The sequence below is a fragment of the Bacillus sp. FSL R5-0585 genome (assembly GCF_038004545.1).
GTDB classification, from domain to species: domain Bacteria; phylum Bacillota; class Bacilli; order Bacillales; family Bacillaceae_G; genus Bacillus_A; species Bacillus_A cereus.
The window spans coordinates 2322086-2343634 of sequence record NZ_JBBORJ010000001.1; the positions used below are offsets into that span (position 1 = coordinate 2322086).

A 21549-nucleotide genomic window follows, 5' to 3' on the forward strand; every position below is an offset into this window, starting at 1 on the left:
TTTCAACTGTCTCATCAAGTGCTTACTCTTTTTTCTCTGTGTCCGACAAATTTTTATCGTTTGATGAATTGCCATATTTCTTTTTATATTCATCTAATTGTTGCTCATATGTTTTTAACTTTTGATCACGTTCTTCCCCTGATAAATCTGGATTATTTTTCAGTGATTCAATTTGTTTAACAAGGCCGTACATAATAAGCTGAGGATCATCAAGTGTCTTAGCTAAATCTAATGATTTATCAAAATTACCTTTTCCGTTATACATCCAATACAGCAAATACTTTTCATCACTTTTCAAACTAATGTTTTTCATAATCGATTTCTTTTGAGCTTCACCTAGTTTTTCAGCTGTAATGTATGCAAATGCTAACTCATATTTAGATGCAATCGGTAATGATTCAAACTCCTCCTCATTCAATTGCGTAATGACTTTGTCATAATCAGTTGCTATGAAACTTGCATTTGCTTCTAACAATTTATTTTGATAAGGAAATTTTATAAAAGTGAAATATATTAAAGGAGCAGCTAAAATAACTGTCGCCGCTATGAAGGAAAAAGCTAAGTATTTAAATGATTTATAGCTTTTTTTAGGTACTAACTGCATATTTTTTTCTGTTTTTGTTTGTTCCTTCTCAAAGCTGTCATCAAGAAACTGCAGTAATGCATCTAAGCTTTCCATTTGAGCAACGGTCTGTTCAAATGTTGTTTCTTTTGCATCTTTTAGTAACCCAGCATACAAATCATCAAAGTTATGTTTTTGGGAGAATAAAGCAATAATTAGACACTTATATTGTGTTAAAAATTGCTCTTCTAATAACGGGGTTGGCGGAACAATATCTCGAATTCCTCTATGTATAATACTTGGTATTAAATTAGCATTAAAAACTATATTGTCTGGATGTAAAAAGAACGTGATTCGTTTATTTAAATATTTACGAAACTGCGCAACATTCCGAAGTAGTCTTAATTTCTCATTTCTTCCAAAACGGCTAAGATCGTCCCACTTATATAATTTTTTATCTACTTGATATAGAAACGTAAACATATCATCCGTTTCTTCTATTGTTAATGGTACAAATTCAGATGATTCGCCCGTAATTATATCGAATTGACGGAAGTCTTTTATACGTGTTTGAGATTTGGTCATCTCCAATTTCCAATTTTCTTTTTCTATTTGAAATTGATAGTTCATTGCATCAATTTGAATTATTTTTTCCGTCATGTTTATCCTCTTCTCCTTTTCTTTATAACCCGTAATAACTTATTTTCAAATAACTAAAAGTAAAAAATATTCTTTATAAAACTTGCAAAATATCTCCATCTGTTATTTGGTGATCAATTAAACGATCATTATCTGTTAAAACAATTGACTTATTTTTCACTTTAATTACAAAATGTGAACCTTCATGATTATCAATCTTTAGCGTATCTAATAAGTTTTTTAATAAATATTTAATAGATTGATGATTCGGAATACGCAAATCATATGTATTTCCATTCCATTTACTAAAATCTACTGTCACATTGATATGTGTTTGTATTGCCATCACTTTACCTCCAACTTTTACGAAGAACCGTATAAATACCGATGCAAATAAGTAGAATGCCGCCGCCAAATAATAATATTATTGTTATACTAATTGGCTCTTCATTCATTGTTTCATTACTCGCTACTTCATCTGCACTTTTTCTGACAATGTATTCACTGCTAAACAAGCTATTTTTCGTATCTTTAACACTATTATTCTCTTTTTGTTTTATAAAAAGAGAATCTCGCAAAGCTTCCATATCTTTTTGTTCTTTCTTTTTCTTTTTCTCAATTTCTTCTTCTATATCTTTGTTAAATAATTCAATCGATGCTTTATCTAATTCTGTTTCCTTATGTTCCTTTTTATTTTTTTCTTGGTCGCTTTCTTCAAGTCGATCCACTTTAAACTTAATCTTCCCATCATCACCAAGATAACTGTCAGCCGCGCTCCTTATCGGTAGCGCGACAAACAGTAAAAGGATAGAGAGAAATGATAACTTAGCCACTATGCTCCATTGTTTGATCATTTACTTCTTTTTCCTCCCATTTCTTATGCCATACAAATAGATTACTAACCAATCCAATAATGGCAATTACAAACAATACGACAAAAATAACTTTCCCAGTATCTTTACCACTAATAAAATCATTTAGAAAACTTTCTATATACTGAAGCGGTGAGAATTGACGTATCTTTCCGACAGACGACATTTGATCTACTTTACTTCCAACTGCCTCAGTTAAAAATAGGTACATGCTTAAAAATACTAATAGTATAAACATTCCTACCATTTTTATTTGTCGTAATAAGTAGGTTGAGACTAATACAAACGCCATCATAATAAATGTGATGAACGCAATCCATAGTAAACTTTGATCCTGACCGAACTTTAAAAGACGCCCAGAAATGATACCTATACTAATCCCTTCCACAATTGATATACCGAAAGCTACTACTGTAGTTGGTACATTCATATCAATTAATGAGAATTTCTCTTCAAAATGATCTGATTGCATTCGTTTCTTTTCTTGATTCGCAATTGCGTATGCTGTAAATAATGCAACAATGAAACAAGTTAATACAATTAAGTAAGGTGTAAAAGCATTTCCTGCTACAATTACTCCATCATTTTGCTTTTGAACTGGACTAGCTAAAAAGTCATATAGCATCTCATTTTGACGATCTCCAATACGGCTATTCGCTAAAATTTTCGTAAAGTTTTTGGAGAATGATTTATCATCTTCCATTTTCTTCGTAAAGTCATTTAATAATAGATCAGCTTTTGAAACAATTGTCGTTCCGCTGTCTTGAATTTCTTTTGCTTGTCCATTAATTTGATCAAATGTTTTATATACATCGTCTGAAGTTGCTAAACTATGCTTCGAACTTTCGACCAATGACTGACTTTGCATCATTAATGATTTAATACCAGAATCTAACGATAAAATAGCTGTTTGCTCACCAGCATGATTTGTTGTTAATACTTGCTGCTCTTCAACTAGCTTTAAGCTATTCTCACGCCATTTCGCTAAACCTTTTAAATACTCTCCTAAATTTTCATTCATACTAGTTGCTTGTTGCGTCGTTCCATTTAATTTCTCCGCTAGTAGCATAGAATTTTGATCCGCACTAGTAATAGATTGTTGATAAGAGTTTATTTTTTGTTTTAAACCTGACATATCTTGCTTTATTTCTGTAGTAATACTTGATGAAACAAGATTTGAAATTAAATCAATTAAACTTTGTTTATTTAATACGTAGTACAAAGATTGATCCGTCGCAATTGCATCTAAACTTCCCTCTTCTAACTTAGGACCTACATCTTTCGTTCTTAAATCAATCCCATAATACATTTCGTAAAGGCTCATTAAACCTTGATAACTTTCGACTGTATCTACTGCTTCTTTTATTAATACACTAGAAGTAATATCTGTTATTTTTTCTGTTTTTTGATGTATAACTTGATTCGTTGTACTTTCAATAATTTTTGAATTGCTACCGTTATCTGTCCCAGTGTCTGGCTTCTCTCCTGTATCAGGTTTTTCTCCTGTATCAGGTTTCTCTCCTGTATCAGGGTTTCCTCCCGTGTCTGGATTTCCTCCTGTATCAGGTTTCCCTCCTGCGTCTGGATTTCCTCCTGTATCAGGTTTCCCTCCTGTGTCTGGATTTCCTCCTGTATCAGGTTTCCCTCCTGTATCAGGTTTCCCTCCTGTGTCTGGATTTCCTCCTGTATCAGGTTTCCCCCCTGTGTCTGGATTTCCTCCTGTATCAGGTTTTCCTCCTGTATCAGGTTTTCCTCCCGTATCAGGTTTTCCTCCTGTATCAGGTTTTCCTCCTGTGTCTGGATTTCCTCCCGTATCAGGTTTTCCTCCTGCATCAGGCTTGACACTGTCACCATTATTACTCTGTTCTGTTTTTTGAATAATAGGCGTTTTAGCATTGTGTACTAACGGCATTATGCCGTACTGTGATTTATGAACCACATTTTCCACCTTGCTATTTTCCGTTTGTGTTCCTTTATCTTCTTTGTTAGGTTTTTCTTTTTCAGGTTTATGAGTCCCACTCAATTCCCACTGCCATGTTACAGGAGAGAAAACATCTATATTGATGTTTGGATCTTTTAACTTCACATTCAGATTAATTTTTATATCCCCTTCATTACGAGGAGGTATAGTAATTTCTCCGTTTTTCTCCAGAAACATACTTGTGTAATCCACATCATCAATCTTCAAAGCTTCTGTACTTCCATATAGTTCAAACTCTTTCGGAATACTTATCTTCAAAGTTTGTGCAGATTCCATTTTAATTACTTTCGCAGTATCACTAAATGTAATTCCCTCTGTATAAAGTCTATCCTTTACTTCTTTAATTGCGTTTCCTAAAGATATTTTATTTACAGGATCATAATAAAAATTATTTTCTTTATTATATTTTTTTGTAAATTGAATTACATTTTGCAGTTGTAATTTCGTTGTATCTGGCAAATCACTTTGACCGATTTCTTCCATGTTTAAACTAGGTAATTTCGCAATTAAATTCTCGATTTGTTTCTTTATTCGAGCATCTGGTTGTTTCATTAATGTATTTATGAAGATTTCTTGCTTTCCATCATTCGACATAGATTGCTTTAACTTCTTAATTACCGTCTCTTGAATATCACTTTCTAACTTTCCTGCAAGTTCTGTATCATATTCAGACACTTGTTTTTTTACATCTGCTAAATATTTTTGAATCGCTGAAGCATCAGTTAAAATATTGGGTTCTTTCTCTGAAAACGTAAATTGATTTGAAATAATTTTATTAGCGGATTCCAATGCACTTAATTGCTTTAAAGCATCGCCTGTATTCATATCATTCATATATTGATTAAATTGATTTGTGAAATTATTCGCTAATAAATTGTTATCAGTTTGCATTTTTTGAAAGTTATTAAAACCATCTAAGTACGTACTGTTAGATTTATTCCCTTCATCTAACGCTTGACCGAAACCTTTTAAAACATCCTGAAATCCTTTGAAACTATTAACAGAAACACCTGTATAATCTTGTACTGTTTTAAATTGATTTGTGTAATTTGCTAACGGACTATGTATATCTTTTTTATACATAGTTGTTTGAACGTTTCCTTTTTCAATTATTTTACCTATATTATCTTGTGCACCTTGTAGCTTACCGATAATACTCGCAAAATAAACGTCGATTATTTGCTTATTGAAATCTTCTAAAATAACAGAAGCTGTATTTTCTGCCTCAGCTTTCAAATCCTTATTCCCAGTTGCATTTACTTTGTAGTTTAACGTTAATTTCTCTGGAATCTCTGAATCAATCGCAACTGCCTTCCTAGAAAAATCATTTGGAATAACAATCATCATATTGTAATTATTATTTTTCAATCCATTTTCCGCTACCCCGCGGCTAACTACGTACCATTCTTGTTTCGTATTTTTATTTACATTTTTAACAAATTGATCTCCAAACGCTATTTTATTGCCCTCAAATACAGTGCCCTGATCTTCATTTACCAACGCAACTGTCATTTTTGGTGTAGTATTCTCATTAGCTTTCTTAACATTTTGATTTAATGCTAAATAGGAGACCCCTGTTGATAGTACAAGAGCTAAAATAATAAACAACAAGATGCTCCATTTGAACTTTTTCACTACTTATCACTCCTGCGACTGCGAGTCTATCTAATGAAAGACTTCGTATCTTACTCTAGTTTTAAAGTAATTTAGCCATACAACGTATGGTTGCATGGCTAAATTATATATTTCTTTTTATCTGTCTTATTGTAGACCGAAATTACGAGAAAGATCTTCGTCATGTCTAGCAACAGCTTCTGCAGTTTTATTAAGCTGCATATTAATTTCTTGTAATAGCTGTGCGAAGTTTTGTACTTTTGGCTTTAATTGATTGAACTGTTGGTCAAAACCTTCGAAAGCACGACCTTCCCATTCTCCTCTTAATTCATTTTGTAAGTTTTGTAGTTGACGTAAAATGTCCTCAATTTGATTTGCACCTTGTCCATATCGAGTCGCTTTCGATTTAAGCTCCTCTGGTGACATACGAATTTGTCCTGCCATTATTAAATCCCCCTTAAAATTTAAAAATAGTAAAATTAACCAATAATCAATTCTACAAATTGATTATATCAATAATTTAAAGATTTCTAAACAAAAAAATGATATTTTTCCAAAATTTCTCTTTTACTATAATAACGATATATTGTATAATACTAATTTATTTGTTTTTTAAGCACACTCTATAAATCTACTATAAAATAAAGGCAAACCATCTATTTTATACTTATTCGCTTTAAATTCCAGCGATAAAATAGCCACTAAATCATTATTTTCTCTTCACTCATTCAGACTATTCTACTCACTTCAAAGTCATAATTACCTGCCTTTCAACAAACCCAAACTCTTCGTACATCTCTTTTGCAAAATTCCCAGCAAATACATTCAACCGAATTTCTAAATACTTCTCCTTTAATTCCTTAATACCAGCTTCCATCAGTTCTCGCGATAATCCTCTCCCGCGATATTCTGGGAAAACGTACAATTCATATATAAATCCAAGTTTTTCACGAGAAAAATAGTCTGTATTTTCCCCTATTAATATCCATCCCATTACTTTATTTTTTTCTTTAACGATTAAATAGTATGCTCCTTTTTCTACAATCGGCTTTGTAATTTCAATCGCTTTCTCGGTACTTAATTGACAATTGCCTCTCGTCCCTTCAAAAAGCGATTGAGCCGCACATTTTAATATTTCATTGGTATCTTCTTGATTCGCCTTAATTATCATTTTTACAACTCCCCTTGAATAATAGGCATTGCTATCGCTTGTTCAAGATTCTCCGCTTCCATAACAATTGCTGTTAATCCGTGTTCTGTACTTGTTTCATGGAGCTCTCCCTTTTCCCAAAACACAGCTTGTCCCGCCTCTATCTTTATCTTTTCTTTATTTACCCCACATACATATCCAGCTCCTTCCACAATAAGAAGCAGTTGAGATACAACTGCTTCGTGATAAAGTGAAACTTTAATCAGTGGGGGTTTTATTCATCCCCCACTGATTATTAGTTGAACCAATCGGGCTTTTACGGGCAGTTGATCCCCCACCTAACTTGTTTGCTTTCGCTGAATTTTGAGGCAGGGTTCTTACTGCCCGTTAATGCGGGATAACCGATGATTCCATTCTCGTGTAAATGCATAGCACCAATATGTATATTTCCTCGATGGTTTAATATTTTCGACATGATGAAATTAGATTGAAATACTGATAGGTGCTTTCCTACTTTTTCACTAAAATCAAAAATTTTCATTACTAGTTCTCCTTATACGTATAAAACCATCCTTACTGTCTGCATCATATGTCCTTCAAAGTCTTCTTCAAATTGCTCTAATTCAGCAAAACCTTTCGCTTCATAAAAGCGTTTTCCTTTTTCATTTGCTGCTTCTACATGTATGTACAATTTCCGTATCCCATTTAATGCTTTAATTCCTTTTTGTAATAAAGCACTTCCGATTCCTTTTCCTTGCTGATCTGGTAACAAATAAATCGCACCTAATTCCGCTTCATTTTGTAGTCTAACAGGTGAAAAGTTCGCAAACCCTATTACTTCTCCTTCTTCTTCCGCAACGAATAAATGCGTATTTTTAAGACGATATTTCATTTTTTCATCAGAATATGCCTCGTCTAAAAAACTATCTTGAATTTCTCTCGGAATAATGCCTTCATATGTATCATGCCAAGCTATTTTTGCTACTGATTGTACAGCATGAATATCTTCTTGCTTCATTTCTCTAATTATATATGTCATCTCGATGTCTCCATTCTCTTTAAATTATATTCTGCTAATATACTAGAAGAAATGGCAGAACCATTTTCATAATTCACCTTAATTAATTTTAATTTCTCAATTGAAGCTGTTACAAAATCAAATTTCTCATAAATATATTCCATTACACTTAAAAACTGCTTTGTATGTAATCTATTTGCAATTGTACAATGCGGTACCCATTTTCCCGGTACGTAATATGAATTTGGGTTGTCATGAAAAGTTTTAAAATAATCATGATAAGAATGATGAAGTTTTAACAATTCATTGGTAACAGTCGGCGCTAAAAAGACCGTTCCATTAGTAGGAAAAATTCCAACAGAAGGAAAAGTTACTGCGTCCATATTTTCTTGAATAGCTACAAACTCCCCTAGTTTCTCAGTATACAAATGAACATCTAACTCATTATAATCCGCAATCGTTATATGAGGTTCTACTCCAGCTAGTTGATTTGTTCCAATTACATTTGTTAATTCATTTTGCAGTTCTGTAATTTTATTAGTAAACACACGATCAAATGTAGCAATAATAGCGTACAATCTTTCTCACCCCTTCGTTACACATAGCGCTTCCCATTCTTCACGAATCATGCCCATTCGAATAGAATCATAGTATGTTCCGTTATAATAACGACACTTTCGCATTCTACCTTCTAAGCTCATTCCTATTTTCTCCGCTACTTTCATCATTCGTTCGTTACCAGACCAAGTCGTGAGCCCTACTCTACCAATTTCCATCTTTTCAAATAATAAATCTCGATATAACGTTAACGCTTCTGTACCGTAGCCACCATTCCAGTAAGTTGGATTATAAATAACAATTCCCATCTCCAACCAACGCGTCGGTTTATGCTCCCAATAAAATCCGACCGTCCCTATAATTTGACCGTTATTTTCTATAATTAAATTTGACAGTGGTTCTTCTTGCAAACGAGTTTGCATCTTCTCTTTATAGGAAGAGTATTCTTGCATTGAGAACGGGAAATATGGCGCATCCCATTTCTTCCATTCTGGGCTTTCTTCTTTAAATATGATATTCCATAATGTTTTTATATCCGATTCTTCTATTGTACGAATTGTAACTTTCTTTCCCTTTAATACAACGTTTTGCATAATTCCCTCCTGCATTCCTCTTTATTTCATATATAATTATAATATTTTTTCAGAAAAATCAAAACTAATATCATTTATTATATTGTATAATTTTGTTATTAGATACCAATTATTGATTTAGAAAGCTGGTGATTCAGTGAAGAATCGATTTAGTATTGCTTTATTTCTCACTATTGTTACGACAAATATTATTCTATATTTCTTCTTACCATCAAATATTGTTACGAAATGGGACTTTAATGGAACGCCTACATCAACAATGGATAAAAGCACTTTTGTAATCGTAAATATAATTATATGTTCCTTCTTATTCTTTGTATTTTTAGCTTTATCTAAAGCAGCGAGTAACCAGAAATTTCTCCATTGGATCGGCAACACAATGTTACTATTCTTATTTTTTGTCGATATTGTCATCGCCCTCATCGCTCTTGGCTTTTCACTTCCTCTTGATCATTTCATATTTTTAGCATTAGGGCTTTTATTTATATTAATAGGTTATTTCAGTTCCAAAATTGATACGACTAAATCAACCGTTTCATTAGAATGGAATGATAAGCACCTTGAAAAAAGAGCTTCAAATATTAGTAGTATTTCAATGATGATAGCAGGTATTTTTTTAGCGATACTTCCTTTTATCGTTTCTGCTCCCTATAGAGGTTATGCTATACTAGCAATTCTTTTAGGAATGACGCTTATCATTCTGCCGAGTACGATTTATTTACTTATTAAAGACAGCAAGCAATCTACTCCTTTAAAAAAATAGGAGGTTATATCCCTCCTATTTCAGCTTAATGTTTTATTTTTCACTTTTTCTATCTCAACTAAAATCCCTTTCTCTATCCAACCCTCTACGCCATCTTTTTTAATTAAATCATATCCTGAACAGCTATCATCAATGAGAGAAACGATATCTCCCTTCCTAACGCTTATTTGCGCACAAGAAATATCAGTTTTCACTGTATATTCACCTGACTTAAGTTGTTTCATATATTCATTTTTTACAGTGAGCACATTATTCGTTTCCTTTTGTTTACATACGGTGTAATCTTGCATCTTCTCGATAGGCTCTATGTAATAATACGGATATGTCACTCCGCCCTGCATTTCTGAATTCGCATTAAAATCCGCTATTACTTCGTACTCTGGAAAATAGTCTACATATGTATAAGAAAACGTATCGTCCGTTTGTTTCCTCTGAATAATAAATACGTTTAATTGCCCTGCTTCTTTAATTGCATTTCCTCCATCAATCGCAATAATTTTTTTCTCCTTATCAATAACTGGATTATTAGACGGTGCTTCTTCAGAATAGTTCACGACAGGCCAATGACCGACTATTACATACTTATTTGCTTTATGTGATTGATTGAAAAACTCCGGCATTGCTATCGCATTTTTGCGCTCAGTTTCTTTCCAATCTACTCTATCTTCTAGACCGGCATGCACAAAAATATAATCTTCTGTTTCAATCGCTGTTGGCAACTCTGTTAGCCAATATAGTTCTTGTGAAAATTCACTTAACAATGCTTCTTTCACTTCACGAATTGAAGTGCCCTCATGAACTGAAAAACCCAATTGCTCTAGCCATTCATTAAAAATTGAATGCTTCCTCGTACATAAATAATTAATAAGACCAGGATTTTCATTTAGAAGAGCATCAACTAAAACTTCACAATTCCCTTCAACAACGTGAACCTTTGAATTGTTCTTTACAAGATTCATAACGTAGTTTACTACGCCTACGCTATCTCGTCCTTTCTCGCAAAGATCTCCATTAATAATTAAATAATCTTCATCTTTAAAGTTAACTTTATGTAGTGCTTCTTTTAAAAGATTTAATTCTCCATGAATATCAGATATGACAATAACTCTAGCATCATTAGGGATTGATAGTTTCTTTATTTTTTTCAAGTATAAGCGCTCCAATCATTCTCTTTATTAAATTAAAACAATTCGACAAAATACACTATATAACTTTTTCAAATACATATACCATAACTTACAACCTATTTACGGTTCAATAATAACTTAATAAATAAGAAGAAGTTGCTCCCAACTTTTGCGGGACAACTTCTTCTTATTATTATTTATAATTCTTTATGAAAAGAATAACTCACCTTATCATACCCTTCTCTTTCATAAAAACGATGAGCATCAATTCTTGAAAATGCTGACGTGAGGACGATAGACTCACATTCGTTTTCCTTTCCCCAGTTCTCTATATACGAAAGTAATACTTTCCCATGTCTTTTTGAACGATGTGCTTCTGCTGTTACAAGGTCATATACGAAAACGTGTTTCTTATTATAAAAGTTCGTACAAATTGCTACACCTGCAAGACTAACAACTTCATCATTCTCATTACACAGCGAAAATAGTTTATAATCTTCTTCTTTCATTTTTCGAAATAAAGAGCTTGTTTCCTCTTTTGAAAGTTTCGTTCTTAATTGCTGTAAAACAGGTAATACTTCATGTAATTGCTCTTCTGTTACTACTTCTTTAACATTCATTTTTAACTCTCCTCTAACTATTTATTTAATTTTCTAAATGTTATATCATTATTATAGAAAGTAACTGCCCTTCACTTAAGTGACAGTTTAAGTGTTTTTTATAAGGCCAGTTTTAAAGGAGAGTTTTATATGGATTTTACTATCCCATTGCAATTACAAAGTAACACACCTATTTACTTGCAAATTTACGAATATATTAAAGCTGAAATTATACAAGGGACTATTTCTGTCGGCACACGTCTACCCTCACACAGAAATTTAGCATCACAACTTAATATTAGCCGCATTACTGTTGAATCAGCTTATCAACAATTATTAGCTGAAGGTTATGTAGAAAGTAAACCGAAACGTGGTGTTTTTGTAGCAAATTTCGATATTGACGTTATCCCAAATAAAAAGCCAAATGCAGCAAAGAAGACGAGCAATTTGATAGACGAAAAATTTGAATATGATTGTAGCCAAGGACTTATTGATCAAAATACATTTCCGATTACAAATTGGAAACGAGCATTACAAGAATCCATACTTACATACGAAAATGCACTATTTGCCAAAGAAGACCCTCAAGGTGAATTCGCTCTTCGAGAGCATATATCAACATATTTATATCATTCTCGCGGTGTCCATTCTTCACCTGATCAAATTGTGATTGGCGCCGGAACGCAGCCACTTCTGTGGCTACTACTTCAACTGCTTGGCCCTACAAAAGAATACGGCATTGAAAACCCTGGATTTCACCGTATACACGCAATCATTAAAAGCTGTGATAGACAAATTCATTCCATACCATTGGATGAAAAAGGGATTGATATTTCTAGTTTATACAATACAAATTCCAATGTCGCATACGTTACACCATCACACCAATTTCCGCTCGGGATTATTATGCCTTTATCTAGAAGATTAGAATTGTTAAAGTGGGCTAATGATTGCAATGGATACATTATTGAAGATGACTATGACGGAGAGTTTCGCTACGCTGGTAAGCCGATTCCTTCTTTACAAAGTCTTGATTCAAATGAACGCGTTATTTATATGGGGACTTTCTCAAAATCTTTTTTACCTTCTTTACGAATGGGATATGTTGTTTTACCACCACACCTTTTAAAAACATATCAAGAACTGCATGGAATTTTCAAACAAACAGTCGCTACAATACAACAACTTGCTTTTGCTAACTTTATACAAAGCGGGAATTGGGAACGTCACCTTAATCGGAGTCGTACACTATATAAAAGAAAACATCATGCGTTAGTAAAATCCATTATGAAAGAAATGGGGGCTAATGTTCAAATTCTTGGCGAACAGTCCGGACTTCATATTGTTTTATGTGTCCATAACAGTATGAATGAAAATGAACTGATTGAATCCGCTAAAAAACAAAGCGTTAAATTATACCCACTTTCTCCATATGATTTCGTGAATGATTTACGTAAGGAATCATACGTATTACTCGGCTTTGGTAGTATTCCAGAAAATAAAATTGAAACGTTGGCTAGATTATTAAAAGACGCTTGGTTTCCTAGTTGCAAGGAAACTTTTTAACAGTGGATTTAACTTGTAACATGTTAACAATTCAACAAAATAAAAAAGAAGGCTGTTCCAAAATAACTTTTTGGACAGCCTTCTTCTAGTTATTCACCTGACCTAGCTTTCCTTCCCGGACGTTTCACACCAGTCGTTTCTGTTGAATAGGAAGCTTCGATTATAGCGGCTGGATCTACAGAGAGAACGAGATCTTTCATTTTCGGATAAATGAATCGGTTTGTAATGCAATAAATGATTCTCTTATGCTCCCCTAAAAAACCACCTTCTCCATGTAGATACGTAACAGATAGTTGCAATTCTTTCATAAGTAAATCGCCTATTTCTTTATTCTTACCAGAAATAATCATAACGCTCTTACCTTGATTAATACCATCTAATATAAAATCAATCATCTTCGTAACAATATAGAAAATTGCTAATGAGAACATCGCTTGTTCGATTGAAAATAAAATGGCAACAAAGATGAAAATAACTGCATTTACTGCAAGTAAAAATGTACTAATCGGTACATTAAAGTGTTTATTCATCCAAACTGCTAACATTTCCGAACCGTCAATTGCTCCACCCATTTTAACAACAATCCCAACACCAATTCCAAACAGTACTCCACCATAAAGTACAATTAATAACTCAGAAGTCGTAATTGCTGGAAATGGTTTTAAATAAATTAATCCGAGTGTTGTAACTACATTCGCATAAGATGTACGGATAAAAAATTTCTTTCCCATTACTTTTGCAGTAAATAATAAAATTGGGATATTAATTCCTAAGAACACACCATAAAGCGGCAATCCTGCGACTTTATTTGCCATAATAGCAATAGCCGTTACCCCGCCATCTACTAATCCATTAGGTGCTAAAATAAGCTCTAATGAACCTGCTACTATAATTGAGCCAATTGTTAATAATACGTATTCAAATACTTTCTTCATTCATTACCCCCAAAACTTATATATTTTCTTAGTATTATTTTAACGTAATTTTACTACTAATTCAAAGGTATCGATTTATATACACAAAAGTTTCTCCTTTATCGCTATTTTTATGTAACACATGTAACGCGTAATACTAAAAACACACTTACAAATTAAAAGTAAGTGTGTTTTTAACATCTATTTAATCTTTACGTACGGCTTCATTTTTAATTTGAATATTTCCTCAACTGCCCTTTGATATCCACCGGCATTTCTAAGCGACTCTCCCACTTTACGACTATTCTCCTTAAACGTCACATCATCCATTACTTTCTTTACAGTCTCACGTAACAATTCAGAAGTTAACTCGTTGCGATTAAGTCTTATGCCTGCCCCTACTTCAGTCAATTGTTTTGCAACGAATGGCTGATCTCCTGTTACCGGAATTACAACTAATGGAACACCATAATATAACGCTTCACTCGAACTATTCATACCACCATGTGTCACGAATACATCAGCATGCTGTAAAACTTCTAATTGCGGGACATAATTATACAACTTAAAGTTTTTCGGGATATTTTCAAATTGACTTATATTTATCTTCTTACCAACGACTAATACGACTGTCGCATCAACATCTTTAAACGCTTCAAAACATTTTTCATACAGAGCTGGTTGTTCATTAAAAACTGTTCCCATAGAAATGAAAATCACTTTTTCATTTTTTAAATCTTCGGCAGGAAAACTCCCCACTTCTTTTCGAGTAGCAATTGATGGACCTACAAATTTATACGATTCATCAAATACCTCTGAACGCGGCTGATATTCTTTTGAAGTATATACAATCGTAATATCACCAGGATGGTTCATAATATCATACATACTATTACATTTCATTCCATACTGCTTATTCCATCTTTCCATTCCCGCTAAACAAGATTGATATAATGGATCCATTTCATCTACTTGTCTCGATTCTTGCCCATCATGAAAATTAATGTACTGATTAACAGCAAACGTTGTACAGGATGAAACGCTTGGTAATTGTAAAATATTCGCTATAATACGTCCTACTGGAAAATGATTATCATATATTAAATAATCATATTTTTCCTCTTTTGTTTCTTCTACAATTTGAGTAACAATACGCTCTGATGCTTCAATCATATGAGATAGCATCGTCAAAGGGCTCCCACCTTCATTTACTCGTTCCATAATATTAATTTGAGAGAGAAAATTCTCAAACACTCGGAATTCCGCACCTGTTGCTTCAACCTTCTTTCTATAATCTTCAATACAATAAGAAACAACTGTTTCCCCTCGCTGAATTAACTCACTTACAACAGCTAAAGTCGGATTAATATGACCTTCCCCAGGAAAATTTATTACGAGTACATTTGCCATAACATTCTCTCCTATCCAATTAATATAATAAAATTAACAATTAATTATATTAATTAATTTAAGTCTATTATAAATGAATGCATTCTACTTCTTCATGCTTTTCTCTTCATTTTATTATTGAGAAATATTTTCTATAGTCTACATTATTGTGATTCACAATCTTATAAATGAATGCTTAATTTTACTTTTACTCTTCATAGATTTAAAGATATGAGTCTTACATTCAAGTATTACCACCATTATTTTTAGACAATTCATACAAAAATAGAGAAATATAATATTTTTAATGAGTTTTCACTATAAATGTAAGTATGCTGTCTATCTTTTTATCTTTATCCTCATAACACATCATCTGTTATATAATGAATTTATGGAATTTACAGAAAAATGAGTCTTTTCATGTTACAACAACTATTCAATTCACCTATTCTATCCGTTCAAGCCTTGCACCCAGGTTATGAAGATCATGCAAGTGATGTTTTTCTCGTTCAAACAGAAGATACAGAAGTTATCGTTCGTGCTTCTAAAATGAATGAAGAACCAAATAATGATTTTTGGTGGGGATGTAAAAATCTATTTGGAATTGATCCAAGGAACGTCCATCATTTAGAAACTGTACATACATTGCTGCAAGAACATACGAATCTTCCTATCCCAACAATATTAGAAAAACATGTTTTAAATAGCCGTGAATTTGTGGTGGTCGAAAAATTAGTAGGTAACACAGTTCAATCTTTTATCGAGCAACCAGATTCTATTTTATTCAGCCTAGGAAAAGGACTTGCAGAAATACATAAATTTAAAGCCGATTTCATAGGAAATCCGTCAGGCACGTTCCAAGTTCCACTAGATGAATTCCAATCACATATTTTAAACGTGAGTAAAGAGCTTGTGAATATGTTTTATTCCGATGATGAAAGCATAAAAAATGCATTCCCTACCTTTGAATCACAACTTTCTTCCCTGTCCGTACCAAAGGAATCTACACTCGTCTTAATTGATATGGATCCTACTCAATTTTTATCTGACGGTACAACTATTACGGGTTTAGTAGATACTGAAGCTTACGCTGTTGCTCCGCGAGAGCTTGATTTTATCGGACTAGAATATGTACTTACCGAAAAAGAAGTACATGCCTTTAAAAGTGGTTACGAAACAATTATGTCTATTCCTCACTTAGAAGAATATAGACAGCCTTATCGTTATTTATACCGACTGTTATCTGTGCAAGGTAATGTGGAATTAAAGAAATGGTTAAGTCACCCATCCTATTTTTAAATACGAATGAGAGGGAGTATACAATGGATATTCAGAAAAAGCGTTCTGTAACAGAAAGTGAAATACAGCAAATGAAGGATTTAGCTTATATTTGCGGACAACAAGATAACCTTGATTACTCTTCAGATTTACATATCAACTTTTTAAAAAATCGAAATGAAGATTATATAAACGTTTTTCTTCTTTATAACGGTACTCAATTAATTGGCGCTTTAAATATGTATGATTTCGAAAGACCAACAAAGCTTGAACTAATAGGCTTTGTACATCCTCATTTTAGAAAACAACGTTTCGGAACTATCCTTTTACAAACTGCAATAAAAGAAATAGAAAATAGAGAGACAGATGAAGCTCTTCTTATTATTAATGGGGATTCTATTTCTGGGAATGAATTTGTAAAACATATGAAGTTACCATATTTATATAGTGAATATAGTATGGAGTTCAAAACAAACGAAATTCAAAAAACAACAGATAATAATATACAGCTTACTCTTGCACCTTCAGAATCACTTCTTGATCTTATTGAAATTTCTAGTAAAGCTTTTGGTGATTCAGTAGAAAATACGGCTACATGGTTACAAAAAATGATGAATTCATCTTCCCATCAAGTTTACAGTGCCCTTATTGCTGGAAAAGTGATAGGAACAATTACAGTTTCTAAACAAGAGCAATCTACTACACTATCAGGATTCGCCGTTCATCCTTCTTATCAAGGTAAAGGATACGGAAAAGATATTCTTTGTAATATAGTACATACCCTTATTACAGAAGGAGTTTCAACAATTGAGTTAGACGTCGAAACGAAAAATATCCACGCTTTAAAACTATATACGCAATGTGGTTTTGAAATTAAAACGAGGCATGACTATTATAATTTAATGAATTTTTAGGTGAATACATATGTTAAAAAAACAATTTATTCTAATTATGATATTTTAGCAGACATCTATAATAAACATTGGGGACATTTTGTTGAATACTCCTATCCAGCCTCGTTTTACAAGATGCTCTTCCCTACTCTCGTATATTAGATTTTTGTTGCGGGACTGGTCATCTCTGCCGGTGATAGCTTAATTTAGATGAACTAAAAAGTGTGTTTCACAAAGTTTACTCCGTATTACATAACGAGGGTATATTCGCATTTGATATGAATAAAAAAACTGAATCGAAATGATTCAGTTTTTTCTTAATATATTTACAACTGCAGTTATTTCGTCATTTTCTTTATAGACACGCGGAATTCTTCTATCTAGCATACATGTAACTTCATAGTTTATTGTACCTAACATATCCGCTATTTCTTCTACTGCGATATTTTCTTCACCTTGTTTACCGTAGAATACTACTTCGTCTCCTACTTGTACTGGCATCGCTTTTGAAACATCCAACATTAACTGATCCATACAAACACGGCCAATAACAGGTACTCGAACCCCGTTAATTAACGCATAGCCTTTATTAGATAATTGACGATTATAACCATCAGCATAACCAATTGGTACAGTCGCAATCCATTCTTCACCAGTTGTTACATACGTATTCCCATAACTTACACCACGATTCTTCTTCGCATGTTTAATATGAGCTACTTTTGATTTTAACGACAACGCAGGCTGTAAAGAAACGACTGAATGATCCACTTCTTTTGATGGATACATACCGTACACTCCTATTCCAACGCGTACCATATTTTGAAATGTGTTACTTAATTCCATTGATCCCGCACTATTTGAACTATGAATATATGGTATTTGAATTCCTAATTCTTTCGCTGTATTAACAGCCTTTTCAAATAAACTTGTTTGCATATTCGTATATGATTTATCGATTTCATCTGCCGTAGAGTAATGCGTAAATATCCCTACTACCTCTACATACTCCATACGGTTTAATTCTTCTAAAAATGGTTTAACTTCTTCTTCTTGTAAACCGATACGACTCATTCCTGTATCAATTTTCACTTGAATTTGTACTTTCTTTTGAAGACGGTTTGCAATTTCATTTATACCATGTAAATCTTCTACTCTATAAACAGTCATCATAACGTCATATTGAATTACATCTTCTACAGCCGCTACTGGTGTGTATCCTAAAATTAAAATCGGCACAGTAATTCCTGCTTCTCTTAATTCTATTGCTTCATCTACAAATGCAACTGCAAGTTGGTGTATCCCAGCTTCAATTGCAGCTTTGGCAACTTCAACTGCCCCATGGCCATACCCATTCGCTTTTACAGCAGCCATCATCTTAATTTCTTCATCATTTACATGTTTTTTAAATTCTTTTACATTATGTTTTACAGCATTTAAGTCAATTTCTACAATTGTATCTCTTCCATATTTCAAACTCATTGGTCTAACTCCTAACTCAATAATTGCATTCCATTCTATTTCACGTTTCATATGACCTTTTACAATATAATACTTTTCATTATGCTAGTCAAACTACTAGAATTTTCGGAATTTTGAGTATGATATAATATCCTCAAGAAACTATTATATACGGAGACGAGGAGAATTACAATGTTTGTTCAATCTGCATTGCATCAACTAAAAGTTGCTATTGATACTTCTATTTATATGCTTAACCAATATAGTGAAAACGATTTAAAAATACAACCCATTCACTCAAAACGATCATTATTTGAAATGTATGCACATCTTTCTCTTATTTGTCATGCTGATTTACTCATTTTAAATGGTATTTCAGAAAAAGAATTACATACCTTTTATATAGAACATACGCCCGTAACAGTTGCTCACATGCAACAAACGATGATTGAAGGATACAACCTTCTCTCTAAAACATTTCTTTCCTACTCCCAAATAGAATTAGCAGAAGTTATGACTGCCTATTGGGGTATTTCTTATTCGCGCTTTGAATGGTTAGTTGAAATCGTTGCACACTTTTATCATCATCGTGGACAAATTCATATTTTATTATGCGAGCATATGAAAGATCCTCGCATTCCTTTATTTGAGTGATTTTCCACTCATTCATTAATTAGCTACAAAACCAATAAAAAGTATCATTCCTAATAAAATAAATGTTTGAGCATAACCTCCTATTTTCATAAGATAAATAGAAATGATAGGTCCTATACTAGTACCTAAAAATAAAATAAAAGTATAAATAGATACTGCTATTCCCCTTGCTTTCCCTCCTAATTGACCTCCAAGAGAAACTAAAGACGGAACGGATATAGCAATACCTATTACAAAACAGACACTCATCATTACAAGTAGAGATAGATCCGAAACAAAGCCCATTGAACTTAGACTAAAAATAGCAATCAACAATCCTCCTTGAAGAACTTTCCTTACTTCAAACCTCTTTGTTAAAAGACCTGCAAGTGGTGACAGCAACATACCAAACAGCCCTGCTAAGCGAAAATAAAGGATTTGTTCTGCAGTTAAATTGTAAGTAGGAGAGCTCAAATAATTCCCTAAAACAGTATACATATTAACAAAAGCCATTATTAAAACAGGATTTTTCACACTGACTAACTATTAGTTTTAAATAATGCGCAACTTCTTTAAGGCATAAGAAATTCCGCCTTCACTCGCCTTCGTTGTAAGGAAATCAGCCCTTCTCTTCAACTCCTCTCCACCATTTCCCATCGCAACTCCTAATCCTACATACTGCAACATCTCAATATCATTTCCACCATCGCCAAAAGCAATGGCTTCTGATTTACTAATATTTAAATGTTCCAATACTTTTTGAATTGCAGTTAGCTTCGATACTTTACTATCTTCCAATACATTTATAACGTAACCATGAAAACGCTCAAACGTAAGTGCTGGATATCTTTCAATGAATTTTTGAGCTTCTGTATCATCAGCATACAGACATATGCAATACATCTCATCTGATAAGTTTCTAACTTTGTCAGGATACTGCTCTAAATTTAAGGTTTCATTTAACGCTCGCATGACACGTTCATCTTTGGAAGCAATATTATTCATTGCAAATTCTTCTGTAAAGTAAGAAACACTGTGACCATGTAATTCAGCAAAATTTGAAATATCATGAACGATTTCGCTTGAAAGTACTGATTTATGTATAACTTCTTCCCCACATTTTATATGTGCACCATTTGCTGAAATAAACGTATTTATACCTAGTTCCTTAAATTGTGAGCATAAACTATACGGTCTTCCAGTTGTAATAACTACGTGAATTCCTTTATCTATTAACCTTCGTACCGCTTCTTTTGTACTTTCGTGCATGCTTCTATCAATCTCACTTAATAACGTACCGTCAACATCGAAAAATACAACTTTGTACATAAGTCTTTACATCCCGTCCAAATGATTCGTATCATTAATGAAATGCACCGTTTTTTGTTCACCCTCAATTTCAATTAAACTTATTCCCGTATCTCCCATTTTGAAATAGTAGTCCATTGAAATTGGCATTTTGAAAAATGCACGTAATAGACTATTAATTACGCCTCCATGGGCAACAATTGCAATTCGGTCATATGTATTCTCTGTCACGATTTTAGAAAAGATTCCTTCTATTCTCATTCGAAACTCAATAAACGATTCTCCGTTTTCAAAACGGTCATGAAGAAACTTTGGCTCTGGATATTTCTTTGCTTCTTCAAATGATAAGCCTGCTTGCACTCCATTATTAAACTCCATTAATTCCTCTTCTAATTGAATTGGACAACCAATTGCTTCTGCTAATGTTTCACCCGTTTCACGAGCGCGTTTTAATGTGCTTGCCCAAATGAAATCTGGTGAAAAATCTTTTTTCACTTTCTGTACAAGTCTTTGTACTTGTTGTCTCCCTTTGTCAGTTAACTCAAAATCAGCTCGACCTTCATGCACATGTAAAATATCAGCTTCTGATTCTCCGTGGCGTATTAGTAGTATTTGCATGTTCCTCTCTCCC

General features: G+C 33.1%; 21 protein-coding genes and 3 pseudogenes. 6 read left to right on the plus strand and 18 right to left on the minus strand.

Annotated elements, in window-relative coordinates:
- Positions 1-22: 22 nt before the first annotated feature.
- From essB to MKY38_RS11890, 10 genes and pseudogenes are all read right to left on the minus strand, one after another.
- On the minus strand, positions 23-1222 hold the full coding sequence (gene essB, locus MKY38_RS11840; protein WP_000136611.1) for a type VII secretion protein EssB: 1200 nt from the start codon (positions 1220-1222) through the stop codon (positions 23-25).
- Positions 1223-1295: 73 nt separating this feature from the next.
- Positions 1296-1547 carry an EsaB/YukD family protein gene (locus MKY38_RS11845; protein ID WP_001007571.1) on the minus strand — a complete coding sequence of 84 codons (252 nt, stop codon included), beginning with the start codon at positions 1545-1547 and terminating at the stop codon, positions 1296-1298.
- A gap of 4 nt (positions 1548-1551) precedes the next feature.
- A complete protein-coding gene (essA, locus tag MKY38_RS11850) occupies positions 1552-2055 on the minus strand; it encodes a type VII secretion protein EssA (protein ID WP_000595653.1) in 504 nt (167 codons plus the stop codon).
- Positions 2027-5689 carry a type VII secretion protein EsaA gene (esaA, locus tag MKY38_RS11855; RefSeq protein ID WP_341049091.1) on the minus strand — a complete coding sequence of 1221 codons (3663 nt, stop codon included), beginning with the start codon at positions 5687-5689 and terminating at the stop codon, positions 2027-2029. Before esaA ends, essA begins: the two co-directional genes overlap by 29 nt.
- Positions 5690-5815: 126 nt before the next feature.
- On the minus strand, positions 5816-6112 hold the full coding sequence (locus MKY38_RS11860; RefSeq protein ID WP_000918601.1) for a WXG100 family type VII secretion target: 297 nt from the start codon (positions 6110-6112) through the stop codon (positions 5816-5818).
- A gap of 298 nt (positions 6113-6410) precedes the next feature.
- Positions 6411-6839: a GNAT family N-acetyltransferase gene (locus MKY38_RS11865; protein WP_000584232.1), complete on the minus strand. Its 429-nt coding sequence runs from the start codon at positions 6837-6839 to the stop codon at positions 6411-6413.
- A 2-nt stretch (positions 6840-6841) separates the two neighbouring features.
- Positions 6842-7359: pseudogene (locus MKY38_RS29305) on the minus strand (cupin).
- 12 nt (positions 7360-7371) lie between these two features.
- Positions 7372-7857, minus strand: coding sequence for a GNAT family N-acetyltransferase (locus MKY38_RS11880; protein WP_000221048.1), 486 nt, complete (start codon positions 7855-7857; stop codon positions 7372-7374).
- Positions 7854-8414: a 2'-5' RNA ligase family protein gene (locus MKY38_RS11885; RefSeq protein ID WP_065223573.1), complete on the minus strand. Its 561-nt coding sequence runs from the start codon at positions 8412-8414 to the stop codon at positions 7854-7856. The genes MKY38_RS11880 and MKY38_RS11885 overlap by 4 nt, the downstream gene beginning before the upstream one ends.
- 6 nt (positions 8415-8420) lie before the next feature.
- On the minus strand, positions 8421-8987 hold the full coding sequence (locus tag MKY38_RS11890) for a GNAT family N-acetyltransferase (RefSeq protein ID WP_001181857.1): 567 nt from the start codon (positions 8985-8987) through the stop codon (positions 8421-8423).
- A gap of 136 nt (positions 8988-9123) precedes the next feature.
- Here MKY38_RS11890 and MKY38_RS11895 point away from each other — a divergent pair, with 136 nt between their 5' ends.
- Positions 9124-9750 (plus strand): DUF1648 domain-containing protein, encoded by a 627-nt coding sequence (locus MKY38_RS11895; protein WP_003300956.1) that lies wholly within the window; start codon positions 9124-9126, stop codon positions 9748-9750.
- Positions 9751-9770: 20 nt separating this feature from the next.
- Here the strand turns inward: MKY38_RS11895 and MKY38_RS11900 are convergent, their stop codons facing one another.
- Both MKY38_RS11900 and MKY38_RS11905 read right to left on the minus strand, forming a co-directional pair.
- Entirely contained in the window at positions 9771-10898 is a 1128-nt protein-coding gene (locus tag MKY38_RS11900; RefSeq protein WP_000721382.1) for a metallophosphoesterase, read from the minus strand.
- 176 nt (positions 10899-11074) lie between these two features.
- Positions 11075-11497 (minus strand): GNAT family N-acetyltransferase, encoded by a 423-nt coding sequence (locus MKY38_RS11905; RefSeq protein WP_001101115.1) that lies wholly within the window; start codon positions 11495-11497, stop codon positions 11075-11077.
- Between the two features lie 129 nt (positions 11498-11626).
- Here MKY38_RS11905 and pdxR point away from each other — a divergent pair, with 129 nt between their 5' ends.
- Complete coding sequence (gene pdxR / locus MKY38_RS11910) at positions 11627-13042, plus strand: MocR-like pyridoxine biosynthesis transcription factor PdxR (RefSeq protein ID WP_065223572.1); 1416 nt, start codon at positions 11627-11629, stop codon at positions 13040-13042.
- An 89-nt stretch (positions 13043-13131) separates the two neighbouring features.
- Here the strand turns inward: pdxR and MKY38_RS11915 are convergent, their stop codons facing one another.
- Together MKY38_RS11915 and MKY38_RS11920 are read right to left on the minus strand one after the other, a co-directional pair.
- Complete coding sequence (locus MKY38_RS11915; RefSeq protein ID WP_000755125.1) at positions 13132-13977, minus strand: YitT family protein; 846 nt, start codon at positions 13975-13977, stop codon at positions 13132-13134.
- Positions 13978-14157: 180 nt separating this feature from the next.
- Positions 14158-15366: a macrolide family glycosyltransferase gene (locus tag MKY38_RS11920; protein ID WP_341049094.1), complete on the minus strand. Its 1209-nt coding sequence runs from the start codon at positions 15364-15366 to the stop codon at positions 14158-14160.
- Between the two features lie 399 nt (positions 15367-15765).
- On the opposite strand from MKY38_RS11920, the gene MKY38_RS11925 reads away from it, so the two are divergent.
- The 3 genes and pseudogenes from MKY38_RS11925 to MKY38_RS11935 all read left to right on the plus strand — a co-directional run.
- Positions 15766-16644 (plus strand): nitrate reductase, encoded by an 879-nt coding sequence (locus MKY38_RS11925; protein ID WP_078439280.1) that lies wholly within the window; start codon positions 15766-15768, stop codon positions 16642-16644.
- Between the two features lie 23 nt (positions 16645-16667).
- Entirely contained in the window at positions 16668-17537 is an 870-nt protein-coding gene (locus MKY38_RS11930; protein ID WP_341049095.1) for a GNAT family N-acetyltransferase, read from the plus strand.
- Positions 17538-17800: pseudogene (locus MKY38_RS11935) on the plus strand (class I SAM-dependent methyltransferase); the annotation flags it as partial.
- 22 nt (positions 17801-17822) lie between these two features.
- On the opposite strand, the gene alr reads toward MKY38_RS11935, so the two are convergent.
- Positions 17823-18998, minus strand: a complete 1176-nt coding sequence (gene alr, locus MKY38_RS11940) for an alanine racemase (RefSeq protein WP_341050302.1) — start codon at positions 18996-18998, stop codon at positions 17823-17825.
- Positions 18999-19169: 171 nt separating this feature from the next.
- On the opposite strand from alr, the gene MKY38_RS11945 reads away from it, so the two are divergent.
- Entirely contained in the window at positions 19170-19631 is a 462-nt protein-coding gene (locus MKY38_RS11945; RefSeq protein ID WP_078384712.1) for a DinB family protein, read from the plus strand.
- Between the two features lie 15 nt (positions 19632-19646).
- Here MKY38_RS11945 and MKY38_RS11950 read toward each other — a convergent pair.
- The 3 genes and pseudogenes from MKY38_RS11950 to MKY38_RS11960 all read right to left on the minus strand — a co-directional run.
- Positions 19647-20132, minus strand: a pseudogene (locus tag MKY38_RS11950) (MFS transporter); the annotation flags it as partial.
- A 30-nt stretch (positions 20133-20162) separates the two neighbouring features.
- Positions 20163-20939, minus strand: coding sequence for a Cof-type HAD-IIB family hydrolase (locus MKY38_RS11955; protein WP_341049098.1), 777 nt, complete (start codon positions 20937-20939; stop codon positions 20163-20165).
- Positions 20940-20945: 6 nt separating this feature from the next.
- Entirely contained in the window at positions 20946-21536 is a 591-nt protein-coding gene (locus MKY38_RS11960; protein ID WP_341049100.1) for a histidine phosphatase family protein, read from the minus strand.
- Positions 21537-21549 lie beyond the last annotated feature (13 nt).